Genomic DNA, 16,187 nt, shown 5'->3' with positions numbered 1-16,187 from the left:
CCTCCGCGGCCGCACGCCGTGCCCGCTTCGGCGCTCGGACCGCCGGCGGCGGACGTATCCCGGTCGTCTGATCGCACCGCTCATGCGCCGTTGCCTTCCAAGGTGTGCGGCAACGGCGCCACCTGCACGATCGGTGGATCGCACTCGTCCCACGGCTTGGTCAGCATGGCGATGAACGTCAGTGGGGTGATCGAGTACACGGTGTGCATGACCCCGATCGGCGTGCGCGTGCAGATGCCCTTCGATACGTGGATGAACTCCTCCGGGCAGTCCGGATCCTCGTGGTCGTCCTTGGTCACCAGCACGCCGTTGCCCTCGACGAACAGCAGGTACTCGACGAAGTGCGGGTGGTAGTGCAGGCCGCGCACTTTGCCGGGGTGCATGTAGATCAGGTTGAACTCCAGCAGGGGTTCGGGCGGGACCCAGGTGAAAATGCCGCCGCGCCCGTCGCGAACGGTGTCGAGGTTGCACGACGGGGTGAGGACTTCGACCTTCATTACTGCATCCCTTCATCAGGCGGATACCGCGTCGGGGCGGACAGCGGCGAGCTTGTCCGCGAGCGAGCCGAGCAGCGCTGCCCGCTGCTCGGTGAGGAAGAAGTGGCCGCCGGGCAGCAGCTCGGTGGAGCGCAGTCCGGGCAGGACGTCGCGCCAGGCCTCCAACTGGGTGACCGCCACCTGGCGATCGTCCCGGCCGCCGAACAGGTGGGCCGGGCACGACGGAGCGGCCGCGGGAGTGAAGCGGTAGTCGTCGAAGATCTCGAAGTCGCTGCGCAAGGCGGGCAGGAACAGTGCCATCACCTCCGGGGTCTCGCGCACCTCCGGCGGGATTCCGCCGTAGTGGCCGACCGCGGCGACGAACTCGTGATCCGGCAGCTCCGACAAGCGCCCCGGCCTGGGCAGGTGCGGGGCCACCGCGCCGCCGAGGAACAGCGCTTGCGGCGCGATCGGATCGGGAAGGCGGCGCGCCACCTCGTAGGCGGCCAGCGCGCCGAGGCTGTGGCCGAAGAAGGCGAACGGGAGATCGGTCAGCGGCAGGACCCTCGTCAGCGCGGCGTCGACGAGGTCGGTGAAGCGGCGGATGGGTGTCTGCGCCAGATGCCGCTGCCGGGCGGGCAGTTCCACCACACACAGCTCCACCCAATCGGGCAGCTCGCGCCGCCACGGCGTGTAGGCGGCGGCTTTACCGCCGGCGAACGGCCAGCAGAACAACCGCAGGCCAGGGGTGCCCGCCGTCTTGCGGTGGATGATCAGTCCACCTGTCTCGGTGCGGCGCGCCGATCTGGGGGCGGCCGCGAGTTTCTCCGAAGCCGGAACGCTCTCGACCGCAGGGCGCGCCGGTTCGATGGCCGGCGATGGTGTCTTCGAGTGCAGCGTGCTGTCGTCGACCGCAGCGCTTTCCGGTTCGAAGGCGGGCGACGGTGCGGCCGAGCGCGGAATGCTCTCGACCACAACGCGTTCCAGATCGAAGGTGGACGACGGTGTCTTCGAGTGCGGAGTGCTGCCGACCGCCGCGCTCTCCGGTCCGAAGGCAGTCGCTAGTGCCCTGGAACTCGGAAAATCCTCGGCAACAGCTGCTGTCGGATGTGCTCCGCCGTACAGGGCACGTAGATCGCCCACCGTCGCGATCCGGGTTACCGGGACATCCAGGGTCGCGAAGAACTTCGATAGTGGCGCCGACGGACCGACCTCGTAGCAGGGGGCGCCCGAGCGCAGTAACACGCGCATGTTCGCCGTCCAGCGCACCGGCGCCGAGATCTGGCGCACCAGGTGCTCGGCGAGGGTTTCGGGCCGGTGGAACTCCCCGGTGTAGTTCGAGGTCACCGCGACCGCGCGCTCGGTACGCATCCGCGGTGCGCAGTCGGCCAGATGTCCGGCGAATTCGTCCTCGATGCCGCGCATCCACCGCGAGTGGAACGGTGCGCTCACCCGCAGTGGGACGAACCGCAACTCCGGTAGACGTCCGGCCAAGACGACGCGCGCTGCCGCGATCGCGTCGCGCGCACCGCTGATGACGAGCTGATCGGTCGAATTGTCGTTGGCCACCTCCACGCCCGCCTCGGCCACCAGCTCCGCCACCCCGCAGCCGGCGATACCCGGCAGGATCAGCGCCGCCATCGCGCCTGCCCCCTCCGGCACCGCGCGCTGCATCAGCGCGCCGCGTGCCCGGACCAGCCGTACCCCGTCGGCGAGTTCGAAGACGCCCGCCGCCACCAGCGCGGCATACTCGCCGAGACTGTGCCCGCCGAAAGCCACGGGCAGCACACCGAATTCGGTCACCAGCACCCGATACGCGGCGATCTCCATGGTCAACACACACGGCTGGGTGTACTCCGTGCGATGCAACCGCGGATCACGCTCGGCACAGATTCGCAGCAGATCCTCGCCCACCGCGGCGCTCGCCTCGGCGAAAGTCGCGCGTGCGAGGGGGTATTCGGCGCAGAAGTCCGCACCCATCCCGGTGCGCTGGGCGCCCTGCCCGGGGAAGACGATCGTGCACTCGGCGCTCAACGCAGCACCTCCGCGGCGGGCTCCGCGCCGCGCGGTGCGGGGATGTATCCCACCTCGGCGCAATGCGCCAGATACACCCGCACCAGGTCCTCGGTGGGCGGACAGTCGATGCCCGCGGCGCCGAGCACCCGCCGGGTGTAGGCGCAGTCGGCGTAGGAGCTCTCCTCGTAGTGGATCGTGCCGAACAGCTCGATGCCGTACTTGAACATCTCCAGGGTCTGGCTGTCGTAGACCTCGTCGGTGCCCAGCCGGTAGATCTGCCGGTCGGTGGCCCTGCGGTGGAATTCCTCCAGCGGCACCAGATCCACCTCGTACCCGGCGCGCTGGACACAGCGGACCACGTCGTAGTAGCGCCGGATATCGGGGTTGGTCAGGTGATAGGTCTCGCGGTAGGTGGGGCGGCGCAGGGCGATGTGCACGATCGCGGCGCTGACGTAGTCGACCGGGGTGATGTCCCAGTGCACCGGCGTCAGCATCGTCTCGCCGGTCTCGATCATCGTCTTGAGGATGTCGTAGTACGCGCCTTTGACGCTGACCTCGGAGAACGGGTACCGGCCGGTGCGGCTGTCGCCCATGATGTTGCCGGGGCGCACGATGTCCCACAGCAACCCGTGCTCGCTCGCCGCGCGGATCAGCTTCTCGGACTCGTATTTCGTCTGCTGATAGGGCAGATGGTCGTAGCCCTGACCCAGTTCGAGATCGCGCTCGGTGAACGGCGGGTTGTTGAAGTTGAGCCGATCGCCCAGCGCGCTGAAGCTCGACACGTACACCAGGTATCTGCCCCGTGAGCGCAGCGCGAATTCCACCGCGCGACGGGTGCCTTCGACGTTGATCGGGGCCAGCGCGTCGTAGAAGGTGACCAAGGTGGTGCGGCCCGCGGCGTGGATGGTCAGATCCACCTCGTCGGCGAGCTTTCGCCAGGTGTCCTCGTCGAGGCCGAGCCGTTCGCAGGCGACGTCGCCGAGCACGGTGGTGACGCGTTCGGCGAAGGCCTGCTCGAGGGTCGCGTCCGGATCGTAGGTGCCCAGGAAGTGCTTGATCCGCTGCTCGGCCGCGGCCACGGTCTTGCCGCGCACCAGGCAGGTCACCCGCACGTCGGTGCGCGTGAGCAGATCGTGCAGCAGCTTGCCGCCGAGCACACCGGTCACGCCGGTGATGAAGACCGACCGCACCGGAATAGGGGCGTCCATGGTCACCGCGGGGATGTCCGGCTGGGTCGCGGTGGCCGTGGTGACGGAGGTGGGACGCGGGGCGTCCTGTGCCGCGCCGCTGATGATGCCCTCGGCCACCAAGTAGTGCGACAAGGACGCGATGGTCGGATACAGCTCGGTCGATTCCGCCGGGATCTTGACGTCGTAGTGCTTCATCAGCCGGTTGAGCATCCGGACGGTGGCCACCGAGTCGAACCCGAAGTCGGTGAAGTCCGCGTCGAGGTCGAGATCGGCCGGATCGGTCTTGGTCAGATCGGCGAAGATGTCGCGGATGTGCTCGACGAGCCGATCGTGTAACGCGCTGTCGAATTCGTCGCCGGCCGGCTCGGTGGCGGCCGATTCCAGGGCGACCGTGGGTGTCTCGACCGGTTCGGTGGGCGCCGGTATGTCTCGGTGCGCCGCTCCGTTCGTGGCGTGTCCGTTGCGGCGCTCTGCCGAGGGCGGCTCGATCTCCCTTGCGACCATCGTTTTCGCGACCAGGTGCGCGGCCGGGTGGGTGCGCCGCTGATAGTCCTCGGGCACGATCCAATACCTGCGCCGCGCGAACGGATAACCGGGCAGGCTCACGATCCGGCCGAACGGCCGCTCGAAGCCTTGTTCCCAGTCCACCGACCATCCGCCGGCCCACAGCTCGGCGACCCGCGGCAGATTGCCCGAGCGCAGCAGTGCGGCCACCTCGGCACGCTCGGCGTCCGATTCGCCGGGCAACTCGTCCAGGTCGCGGTGCGTGCGTGCCACACCGCGGAACACCAGCAAACCTTCGGCCGGGGCGGGGGCGCTCGAATCGGCTGTGCTGTCGAGCAATTCCACGAGTTCGGCCGTGGAGGTGGCCACCACCGCGAGGCGATGCTCGAACGTGGCCCGGCCGACGGCCAGCGTCCACGCCACATCGGGCAGACAAAGCGAATGATCGCGTAACCGGTCGGCGGTGCGGGCGGCCAGCTCCGCGAGCCGGTCGGCGTCGCGCGCGGACAACACCACGATCCTCGGTTGCCCATCTTCGGTGGTCGGCGCGACGGGCTCGGCGTCGGTGAGGATCAGGTGGGCGTTCGAACCCCCCGCACCGAACGAGCTGACGGCGGTGATGCGCGGCTTGCCGTCGGTGGGCCGCGACCAGGGCGTGGGGCGGTCGATGACGTGGAACGGTGACCCCGCGAAGTCGATTCCCGGGTTCGGCGGGTCGCTGTGCAAATTCGGCGCGATGGTGTCGTGGCACAGTTGCAGCAGGGCCTTCACCACCCCCGCCGCGCCCGCCGCCGCTTCCAGATGCCCCACGCTGGATTTCGCCGAGCCGATGCCGCAATAGCCGCGCTCGGCCGTCGAGCGGCGGTAGGCCTTCGTCAGTGCCGCGATCTCGATGGGATCACCCAGTGCGGTGCCGGTGCCGTGGGCTTCCACATAGCCGATGTCGCCCGCGTCGACGCGCGCCGCGGTCAGTGCCCGGCCGATGAGGTCGGTTTGAGCGGCGGGGTTGGGGACGGTGAACCCGTTGGTGCGCCCGCCGTGGTTGAGCGTGCTGCCGCGGATCACGCCGTAGACGCGGTCACCGTCGGCGCGCGCGTGCCGCAGGGGTTTGAGCACAAGAGTGACCACACCCTCGCCCGGCACGTAGCCGTCTCCGCCCGCGCCGAACGACCGGCAGCGGCCGTCGGTGGAAGCCCAGCGGCCGTAACCGAGCAGCAGGTACTTGCCGGGATGGATCGACACGTTCACCCCACCGGCCAGGGCATAGGCCGCTTCGCCGCGGCGCAGGCTCTCACATGCCAGATGCAGTGCGGTCAGCGATGCCGAGCACGCCGTGTCGACCGCGAGACTGGGGCCGCTGAAACCGAAGTGGTACGAGACCCGGTTCGCCACCGCGAAGTAGCCCGAGATCGGCACACCGACGAATGCCTGGTATTCGGCGTATCCCACTCCGGCGAAGACTCCGGCATCGGGCAGGCCGCGGGCCGCGGCGCTGCGGCGCACCCGATCCGGCGAGTAACCCGCGTCTTCCAGGGCCGCCCAGGAGGTTTCGAGGAACAACCGTTGCTGCGGGTCCATCTCCTCGGCGTCTTTGGGGGTGATGCCGAAGAAACGGGCGTCGAATTTGTCCACGTCGTCGAGGAACCCGCCCCAGCGGGCGTAGGTGGTACCAGGTTCGTCAGGGTCCTCGGACAAGTATTCGCGGTGATCCCAGCGCTGCGGCGGGACCTCGACGATGCAGTCGCGGCCGGCGACCAGGTTGGCCCAGAACTCCTCGACATCCCCCGCCATCGGGAACTTGCCCGCCATGCCGATGACGGCGATGTCACCGGAGTCGTGCACGTCGCCGGGGACCGGCTCGGCGGATTCGCCGGCAGTGTGATCGGGCGCGATCGTGTGGGACTCGCCGGGTGCACCGACGGAAACCGGCGGAACGGGGGTCGGCTCGGCGGTGACGGCACCCAAGCGCGGCGCGTGCTCATCGGCGAGATAACCCGCGAGGTCGCGGACGGTCTGGTACTCGAAGAACAGCGTGCTGGGCAGTGGGCCGAAATCGGTTTCCAGCCGGTCGTTCATCTTGCTGATCAGCACCGAGTCGATGCCGTAGTCCTGCAACGGAATGCGGGTGCGGATCCGTTGCGGGTCGAGTCGGCAATACTCGGCGAGCAGACCTTTGAGGTAGGTTTCGGCGGCCTGCCGCGGTGCTGCGGAGCCCGCCGACACAGGTTCGGCGTCATGCGCTGCGAAACCAGGCGCCCGGTGGTCGCCAGTCTGTTGGCGGGAGCTGTCGCCCTGCGGCACATCCGCCACTTCGGCCACGGCCGAGCGTCCTTCGGCGTCTCGACTCGCGTCCGGTACCCAGCACCTTTGCCGGTCGAACTCGTAACCGGGCAGATGAATACGGCGCGCGGTCGGGTCGATCCAGCCCGCGTATGTGACATGCCCACCCTCGACCCACTGCCGCGCCGCCGCTACCGGGTCGTCCAGCACGATGGCGCCGGCCCGGTCCGTGGACGGGGCGTCGATCGTTGCGGTGAAGACTCCGGCCGGACGGTCGCCCTCGGCGAAAGCGGCCAGCCGAGCCGCGATCGCGTCCACCGAATCACCGACCACGGCGAGCCGATGCTCGAATTCGCCGCGCCCGGACGCCAGCGTGCGCGCGATATCCGCCGGCACCAGCTCCGGATGCGCGGCCAGGTGCCTGCGCAGCGACCGTGCCATCCGGGTCAAACTCGTCGCGCTGCGGGCCGAGAGCACCACCGGCTGCGGGCCGCCCGGCACATCGCGGCGGGCTGTAGTCGGCTCCGGTGCGCCGTCGACCACCAAGTGCGCGTTGGTGCCGCTGAAGCCGAAGGAGCTGATCGCGGCTCGCCGTGGTGTGTCGTTCCACGCGCGCAGCTCGGTATTGACGAAGAACGGCGACTCGTCCAATCCGAGCAGCGGGTTCTCCGAAGCGACGTGCAGCGAGGCAGGCAGCTGTCCGGCGCGCATGGCCAGCAGCACTTTGAACAGGCTCGCCATGCCCGCGGCGTGCGAGGCGTGGCCGATGTTCGACTTCACCGAACCCACCGGAATGGCACCGACCGCGCCGGTATAGCGCCGGAAGGCGGCGGTGAGCGCCTCGATCTCGATCGGATCACCCAAACGCGTTCCGGTGCCGTGTGTTTCGACATAGCCGATGGTGGATGGATCGATCCCGTTGTCGCGATACACCGCCAGTTCCAGCTCGGTCTGCGACCGCACGCTCGGCGCGGTGATGCCATTGGTGCGGCCGTCGTGGTTGACGCCGATCCCGCGGATCACTCCGTGGATGGGGTCGCCGTCGCGTTGGGCGGCGGCCAGCGGCTTGAGCACCACCACGCCGACGCCCTCGGCGATCACGAAACCGTCGGCGTCGGCATCGAAGCTCGCGCAGCGGCCACGCGGGGAAAGCATGCCCATCGAGGAGGCGAGCAGGTGGTATTCGGGCGTCACGAACACCGCGACGCCTCCGGCGAGCGCGAGCTCCGACTCCCCCGAGGCGAGGCTGCGGCAGGCCTGATGCACCGCGACCAGCGCCGAGGAACAGGCAGTGTCCAGCCCCAGGCACGGACCGGTGAGATCCAGGTGATAGGCCACCCGGGCGGGCAGAATGGCTGGGCTGTTGCCGGTGAACATGTGGTGGGAACCGGTTGTTGCACGGTTGCGCAGCAGGTTGGCGTAATCCGACCCCGGCGACCCGGCGAATACGCCGCACCGCACACGCCGCAACGACTTCGGATCGATAGCGGCGTCTTCGAGCGCGCGCCAGCTGTGCTCCAGGAACAACCGTTGCTGCGGGTCCATGTAGTCGGCTTCGGCGGGCACCAGGTCGAAGAACGCCGGATCGAACTCCTCGACACCGTCGAGGAACCCGCCCCACTTGGAATAGGTTTTGCCCGATGTCGCCGGGCCCGGCCGGAAGTAGTCGGCGATCGGCCAGCGTGACCCGGGAACCTCGGTCACCGAGTCCCGACCATCGGCGAGATTGCGCCAGAACTGCTCGGGATTCGCCGCGCCGGGGAACTGCCCGGACATGCCGATGATGGCGACGTCCATCGATGCTGACCTCTCGCTGGGCCGCGCGGCCTGCGCAGCGACGGTTCGGGTGCCGGGCGACATAGTCGAGACGGGAACTGCGCGGGCGGGCATATTCGCTGCCGCTGTGCTCGTCGCCGTGGCGCCTTGTTCGGCCAGATGAGCGCTGAGCAGCCGTACCGATGGATGGTCGAACACCACCGTGGGGCGCAGTGCCGAGCCGTAGCGAGCGTTGACCCGGTCGATGATCTTCACCGCGAGAATGGAATCGACCCCGTACTCCGACAGCGGCAAGTCAGGACGCACCTCGCTACGCGCCACACCGAGCCCGTCGGCGACGATCGCGACGAGTTCGGTCTCCAGCTCCGCAGCATTGCCGGGCTGCGAGGATGCGCTCACCGTGGCGAGCCGCGGCGCGGTGACCGAAGATTCGGCCTGCCCACCGGCGGCCGGCTCAGCGGCGACCGCTGAACGATGCCGCGCGGCGGCAGCCGGCTCGGCCGCGAAATGGGATTGCGTGGCGGGAGCTGGTTCGGCTGCCACCCCAGGGTGGAACTGCGCACGGGCGGCGAGGTTCGGGGTGACCTCGAGATAGGGCTGCGTGGCGGTGGCCGGTGCGGCGACAGCGGGCTGAGCAGGCGCGGCGGCGGGTTCAGCGACAGCGAGCCGAGCAGGCGCGTTGGCGCTGACCGCGGCCAGCAGCCGGAAACTCGGCTCCGCGTCCGCGGACAGGCCGGGCCCCCACGCGCGGACTCCGGAGAATCCCGCCGCCGACAGCGCGGCCCGCCATTGCGGCTCGGTCGACAACGGAGAGTGCGGGATACGCGCCTCGGGGTCGCGGTAGGCGTGCCAGCCCTCCAGCAGCCCGAAGGTCAGCGCGAGCACCTCGAGGTCCGTGGTCGCCTCGGTGAACGCGAGCACCCCACCTGGTGCCAATAGCCGCCGGATGTTGCGCAGGGTGTCCTCGATCGACCGCGTGGCGTGCAGGACGTTGGCGCAGAGCACCAGGTCGGCTTCGTGCTCGGGGAACCCTTGCACGACCGGATCGGCTTCGATGTCCAGTACCGCGAAACGCAGGTTCTCGCGCGTGCCGAAGGTGCGCCGTCCGTGCGCGAGGAAACTGTGCGAAACGTCGGTGTAGTGATAGTCGAACGCGATCCCGCGCCCGGCGAGCGTTTCGAGTACGGCATGCGTGGAACCGCCTGTCCCCGCGCCCACTTCCACTATCCGCAGCGGTCGTGTATCACCGGGCCGCTGCGCTACCGCCGACACCAATTCGGCGAGCAGGCCGTTGGTGAAGTCGTAGGCGGCGTTGCCGCGGTATATCGCGCTCACCAATCCGAGGTCGCCTCCGGGGAACAGCACCTCCGTCGCGGACAGTTCCCCGCGCAGTACGCGCGGATACGCGGCCAGACAGGCGTCCAGCAATGCCACGTACGGTTCGGTTTCCGGGAAACGTGCCAGCAGGTCGGCGCGCATCCCGCTGGTGCCGGGTGGCGGGCCGGGGACCACGAGCCGGTCGTCCTGCCACCGCACCAGCCCGTGGCGCCGCAGGATATGCAGGCAGCTGGTGCGCAGACGGGCGAATTCCGGCCGCACACCCAGGCGCGCGTCCACCGATTCCGCGGTCCACTCCCCCGCAGTGAGCCCCATGCCGGTGAGGGTCGCGAACAGCAGCATCGCCGCGTAGCGGCCGAGTTCCGCCTTGCCCGGCTCCACGATGCCCGTACGCCGCAGCGCCGCCTCGAACTGCCGCACCGTAGCGTCGAAACCCGAGCGCGGCGGCGCGATGATCCAGTAATCGGTGCGCTCGAAGGGATAGCCGGGCAACGGGATTCGACGCCGCGGCCCGCCACGTCCACGCCAATCGACCTCGGCGCCCGCGACCCACCGGCGGGCCAGCTCCTCCGCACCGGTCGCCGGGGCGAACAGCGGCGGCTGGGTCTGCGCGTCCACGGTTCCGGTGACCACGGGACCGAGCTGGTCGGTGCGGAACCGGTCGAGCGCGTCGGCCACCTCCACCGGAGACGACGCGACCACCGCGAGACGGTGCGCCAGAGCGGGCCTGCCCACCTGTAAGGTGCGCAACGCGTCGAGGAAGTCGGCGGGATCGAGGGTGCGCAAGTGCCGCGCCATGGTCTCGGCGTAGCGGTGCAGCCGCTCCTGCGTGCGCGCCGACAGCACGAAGACCTCGGACTCGCCCGTCCCGGCCGAAGGGACCCGGTCGTCCACGAATTCCGCGAGCACCACATGGGCGTTGGCGCCGCCCGCGCCGAACGCACTGATGCCCGCGTGCCGCGCCACCGCGACGCCGTCGACGATGCGGCGCGGCCACTCCTCCAATTCCCGTGGCAGGTGGAACGGCACCGAGTTGAACGCGATGGCCGGGTTGACCTGTGCGGCGTGCAACGTCGGCGCGATTCGGCCGTGGCGCATCTGCAGCAGCACCCTGGTCAGGCCCGCGACGCCCGCGGCCGCTTCCGTATGGCCGATGTTCGACTTCGTCGACCCGATGGCGCGGGAGCGGCCGTTGCCGCCGGATCTGCCGAAGGCCGCCGCCAGTCCGGCGATTTCGATCGGATCGCCGAGCGGTGTCCCGGTGCCGTGTGCCTCGAGGTAGTCGATCGCGTCGGGATCGACCCCGGCCGCGCGCAGGGCCTCGCTGATCACCTCGGCTTGCGCGCCGGGATGCGGCACGCTGTATCCGGAGGTCTGCCCGCCGTGGTTGACCGCGCTGCCGAGAATCAGGCCGTGGATGGTGTCGCCGTCGGCGCGAGCGGCCGACAGCGGCTTCAGATACAGCGCGCCGACCCCTTCGCCGGGGACGTAGCCGTCGGCGGCGGCGGCGAAGGGCCGGCACCGGCCGCTGTCGGACATCATGCCCAGGCTGTGCAGCAGCAGGAATTTGTCTTCGTGCAGCAGCAGATTCACCCCGCCCACGATCGCCGCGTCGCATTCGCCGTCGAGCAGGCTGCGCCGCGCCAGATGCAGCGCGGTCAGTGACGCCGAGCACGCGGTGTCCACGGTGAGGCTCGGGCCGCGCAGACCGAGGGTGTAGGAGGTGCGGTTGGCGATGGACGACGGGATGGAGGCCACCGCCACGGGATCGCCTTCGCGGGCGGCCGCCACACCGAGCAGCCGGTAGTCGCTCCAGGTGGCGCCCACGAATACCCCGACGCGGCGTTCCCGCACGGCCGGATCGGTGTGGTGGTAGCCGGCATGCTCCAACGCCGCGTACGCCTGCTGCAGGAACAAACGCTCCTGCGGGTCCAGCAGCGGCGCCTGCACGGGCGGGATCCGGAAGAACCGAGGGTCGAAACCGCCCACGTCACGGAGGAACCCGCCGATCATCGGTGGCGCGCCCGGAGTGTCCCCGGCGGCGGTGAGCCACCAGCGTTCGGCGGGAACGGGGCGCACCGCGTCATGTCCGTCCCGCAGATTTCGCCAGAAATCCTCGATGTTCTCCGCGTCCGGGTAGCGGCCGCTGATGCCGACGATCGCGATGGGCTCCTCGACAGGCGCACGGTGCTCATCGACCGCCACGGGCTCCGCCACAGGGGCGGTGGGTCGGGCTGCCGGTTGTAGTCGTGCCCGCAGTGCTTCGGGCTCGCCCCATAGCGCCGCGAGTTGTGCGCGGTCGAGCGTGGCACACGACAACAGCAGGTCGAGTCCGGTCGCGGAGGGCAGCAATCCGGCACCGGCCCGTCGTAGCGCGGCGATCTGCTCGGCGGGCGGACGCATGCCGCCCTCGCCCCACAGCGGCCAGTTGATGCTGATCGCGCGGCTTCCGGCACGGTCACGCTGTTCGGCGAAGACGTCCAGATAGCGGTTGGCCGCCGCGTAATCCGCTTGCCCGGGATTGCCCAGCACCGCGGAAACCGAGGAGAACAACACGGTCAGGCGGGCCTCCGGCAGCGCCCGTGTCAAGTGTCCGACGCCGTAGACCTTCGGCGCCAGAACGGATTTCGCGTCGTCGCGGCCGGTGCCCGACAGCAATCCGTCGCGCAACCGTCCCGCACCGTGGTAGAGCACGTCGACCGGTCCGAACGTGGCGTGGGCTATCGCGGCGACGCGTTCGGCATCGGCGGCCACCGACACGTCGGCGCGCACGTGCACGGCTTCCGCGCCGAGGTCGCCGAGTTCGGCGAGCAGACCGGCGGCCGCCGCATCGAGCGGACGGCGCGACACCAGGACCAGCCGGGCGCCGTAGTCGGCGGCGAGGCGGCGGGCCAGCTGCTGCCCGATTCCGCCGAATCCTCCGGTGATGACGACCACCGACCCCGCGCGCAGCACCGCGTCGCCGGAACTCGGTGTGGCGTCGGTGAGCAAGCGTGCCCGGCGGATCTGGCGTCGTCCGCCGTGGTAGCGGATCTCTGTGTCGGGGTCGCGTTCATCGATGCCCAGCTCGGCGGCCACGATGTCGCCGAGCGCGCCGGCGGGGTCGCGCTGCACGGCCCGCAGAAGCGGATGCGGCTGCTCGAGCCGCAGCGTGCGTGCCAATCCGCCCAGGAGTGCGCAACTCGATTCCCCCATCGGGGTAGCGGGCGTGAAAGCGAGCACCCGGCGCACCGGTGACTCCGGTACCGCCGCCGCGCGCAGCAAATCGCGCAGCGGCAGGTACACCCGTTCGATCAACGTCCGCGGGTCCGTGGCCGTTTCGGGCCACAGATACAACGCGGCGTCGAAGTGCAGCCGCCGGGCTGCCAGCTGTGTGACCAGCAACTCCATGTGCTGCGAGTTCGCCGGGTCGACAACGAAAGCATCTACACCGGAGAGGAATTCGCTCCCCGGCCGGACCCGGACGACGGTGGCGGCCTCGCTGTGCTGGTAAGGGTGCTCGGCGGTATCGAAGACCAGCAGATCGGCCGGTTCACGCCGCGGATGCGTGGTGGTGTCGGGTTCCCAGTCGAATCCGAAGGTGATCAGGTCGTCCGCCACCGCGGGGGCCGCGCCCGGGTCCGACGGTCGCGGGGCTGTGACCGCTTCCGCTGTCGGTCCGGCTGTGCGCCCACCCGTGACGGATCCTGTTGTGATCATGGTCGGCTCGTCAGGGGCAGTACCGGTGTCGACCTGCGCTCGGGTGTCATGGGGCCGGTAATTCGCGCCGACGGTGTCGGCGAGATGTCCGGCGAGTGCCTCGATGGTCTGGTACTCGAACAGCAGCGTCGGATAGAGCGTCTCGCCGACCCGCGCCTCCAGTTCCGCGGTCAGCCGCAGCAGGCGACCGGAATCAAGGCCGAGCTCATAGAATCCGACATTCGTGGCGATACCGGCGGGATCGGCGCCGAGTTCGCCCGCGACGAGAGCCGCCAGGTCGGCGGTGATGGCCGCACGTGGGTCAGCCGAGCCGACGGCCGCATGGGTGAGGGCGGTTGGTCGCCGAGGGAATTCCGGCTCCGGATGCCCGAGTAACCGCTGAATGTCCGCGCTGCCCCGCACACGCTTGGAGGTCAGTCGATAGCGCACCACCGGCGACCCGTCCCGGTCGTAGAGCACCACATCGGCTTCGAGCAGGTCTGCGCCGTGACCGCCGCCGCGGACCGCGGCCCGTACGAAGACCTCCTCGGGAGTGGCCCGCCAGGCGCGGACGTCACCGAAGTAGATCGGGATGAACGCGCTGTCGTCGTCCACGCCGAGCCGGTGCGGGTCGATGAACGGCACGATCGTGGAGGCATCCAGGAACGTGGGATGCAGCAGGAACCCGGGCAGATACGCGGCCGCCTCGGGGCCGAGACCCAGCGTCGCGGTGACCAAGTCGTCACGACGCTCGAAATGCCCGGTGGCGCGCATGAAGTCGCGGTGCTCGATACCCCGGCTGCCGCTCTGGGCGTACATCTCGGCCATCCCGCGCGCCTGCGACGACGCCCGGAACTGTCCCACCTCGACTCCGGGCGGCTCGGCAGCCGAATCCGAACGCAGCACAACACATTCCGCCACCGGTTCGATTTCCCCGACGGGTACGCCCGCCGTGTCCAGGCGCTGCACGTCGATGGCGATCCGGCCGGTCGGGCGATCGACCCGGAACGCGATGCGCACCGCGCCGTCGTCACCGAGGGCGACCGGGCGCTGGAACAACGCCTCCCGGATCGTCAGGTCGCCGGGCCGGTAGCCCGCGGCCGCCGCCGCACGCAGGATCATGTCGAGATACACCACGCCCGGCAGGATGCGAACCCCGTGCACCCGGTGATCACGCACCACCGGGTCCTCGGCCCGCAGGGTGGTGGCGAAGCTGTCCAGATCGATCCCGCTCATACCAGCGGCTCCACCCGCAGGAATGCCGGAGCGCTCGGCGTCGTCGGGACCACGATCCGCGGCGCGGGCTCCGTCGATGTGCTGGGGACCGTTTTCGGCAGCATGAAGCTCCTCTTGCGGAAGGCGGGTGGATCCAGGGGGCGGCGCGAAGGGCGGTGCCCGTCGGGTGCCTGCTCGATGACGAGGTGGGCGTTGGTGCCGCCGAAGCCGAACGAGCTGACGCCCGCCGCGCGTGGCCTGCCGTCGGTCGGCCGCCACGGGCGCAGCTCCCGGTTGACCCGCAGCGGCGAACCGGTGAACTTGAAACGCGGATTGAGGTTGTCGCAGTGCAGCGACGGCGGCAGCGCCGCATGGTGCACGGCCAGAATCGTCTTGACCGCTCCGGCGATGCCTGCCGCGGACAGCAGATGCCCGATATTGGTTTTCACGCTGCCGACCGCGCACGGCTCCGGGCCGCGCGACCGATCGCCCAGCACGGTCGCCAGCCCCTTCAACTCGATGGGGTCGCCGATCATGGTGCCGGTGCCGTGGGCCTCCAGATAGGACAGCGCGTCCGGCGACATGCCCGCCGCGTCCAGTGCCGCGGTGACCACCTCGATCTGCGCGCGCATGTTCGGGGTGGTGATGCCCATGGTGTGCCCGTCGTTGCCGATCGCCGAGCCGCGCAACACCGCGTAGACCCGATCGCCGTCGGCGAGGGCGTCGTCGAGCCGTTTGAGCAACAGCAGCGCCGCCCCCTCGCCGGGCACGAAACCGTCGGCGTCCTCGGAGAACGTCGCACACCGCCCGTGCGGCGAGAGCACACCCGCCGCCGACAGGGTGACGAACGGCATCTCGTCGAGCAGCACCTCCACACCGCCTGCCAGCGCGGCGTCGACCTCGCCCGTCCGCAGCGCCTGGCAGGCCAGATGCACCGACAACAGCGACGACGAGCACGCGCTGTCGAGTACGACATTGCCCGCGTGCCAGTCGAAGAAGTCGGAGATCCGCGCGGCGATGAAGTTCTGCCCGATGCCGATGACGGTGTGCCGGTCGGGGACCGGAATCCGGTTGAAGTAGTTCGCCGCCCGGCTGCCCGCGTAGACGCCGACCCGCTTGCCGGCCAGCTCGTCGCGGCGGTATCCGGCATCGGTCGTGGCCAGTACCGAGGTTTCGAGCAGCAGCCGCTGCAACGGGTCCATCTGCCAAGCGAGTTCGTCGGTGACGCCGAAATACTCCGGGTCGAACAGATCCATCCCGTCGACGAACCCGCCCCACTTGCTGTTGGTCAGTCCGGGCCCGCCGGTCGGGTGGAAGAATCTGGCGGGATCCCAGCGAGCCGGGTCCACCTCGCGGATGCCGGACGCACCGGCGGCGAGCAGCCGCCAGAATGCCTCGGGAGTGTCGCCGCCCGGCAGCCGGCAGCCGATGCCGATCACGGCGATCGGCTCGGCTGCTCGGCCACGGCGGTCGTCGGCGGCCCAAGTGGCCGTGGTGGGGCGGGACTTCCGGTTTTCCTCGGTCTGTGGCGAATCACTGGGCGTCCGCGGCGGATCAGCAGGCGGATTCGGCGCAGGCGCGAATCGTTCCGGGTACTGCTCGGTCAACAGACCTGCCAGCGCGTCCAGCGTCGGGAATTCCAGCACCAGCGCCGGGTCGAAGGGCTGATCGACGACCTGCTCGATCCGGCGCACGGCCGAGGCGATCAGCACCG

At 69.8% G+C, this 16,187-nt stretch carries 4 protein-coding genes (1 of these 4 cut by a window edge); all 4 read right to left on the bottom strand.

Annotated features, from left to right (window positions below):
* Positions 1 to 80: 80 nt before the first annotated feature.
* Tightly spaced (at most 15 nt apart), the 4 genes in view from ACFU5M_RS01240 to ACFU5M_RS01225 form a layout consistent with a single transcriptional unit that may run on beyond the window.
* A complete protein-coding gene (locus ACFU5M_RS01240) occupies positions 81 to 497 on the bottom strand; it encodes a hypothetical protein (RefSeq protein ID WP_040867020.1) in 417 nt (138 codons plus the stop codon).
* Positions 498 to 512: 15 nt separating this feature from the next.
* The gene (locus tag ACFU5M_RS01235; RefSeq protein WP_379041918.1) at positions 513 to 2,510 is read right to left on the bottom strand and encodes a thioesterase domain-containing protein; all 1,998 of its coding nucleotides are present in this window, start codon (positions 2,508 to 2,510) and stop codon (positions 513 to 515) included.
* Positions 2,507 to 14,494, bottom strand: a complete 11,988-nt coding sequence (locus ACFU5M_RS01230) for a thioester reductase domain-containing protein (RefSeq protein WP_379041916.1) — start codon at positions 14,492 to 14,494, stop codon at positions 2,507 to 2,509. The genes ACFU5M_RS01235 and ACFU5M_RS01230 overlap by 4 nt, the downstream gene beginning before the upstream one ends.
* Positions 14,491 to 16,187, bottom strand: partial view of an SDR family NAD(P)-dependent oxidoreductase gene (locus ACFU5M_RS01225; RefSeq protein WP_379041914.1) — the final stretch only. The gene runs 19,717 nt beyond the window's last position; only the last 1,697 of its 21,414 coding nucleotides appear in the window; its start codon lies off the right edge, out of view; it ends in the stop codon at positions 14,491 to 14,493. Before ACFU5M_RS01225 ends, ACFU5M_RS01230 begins: the two co-directional genes overlap by 4 nt.

This window comes from Nocardia sp. NPDC057455 (assembly GCF_042802775.1).
Classification (GTDB): Bacteria; Actinomycetota; Actinomycetes; order Mycobacteriales; family Mycobacteriaceae; genus Nocardia.
The sequence above is the reverse complement of the archived record's forward strand: the minus strand, read 5'-3'. Positions and strand labels throughout refer to the sequence as shown.

Bases quoted from the DNA above. Each gene is read 5' to 3' on its own strand.
- ACFU5M_RS01230 (WP_379041916.1), bottom strand. From the start codon at position 14,494: ATGAGCGGGATCGATCTGGACAGCTTCGCCACCACCCTGCGGGCCGAG.
- ACFU5M_RS01240 (WP_040867020.1), bottom strand. From the start codon at position 497: ATGAAGGTCGAAGTCCTCACCCCGTCGTGCAACCTCGACACCGTTCGC.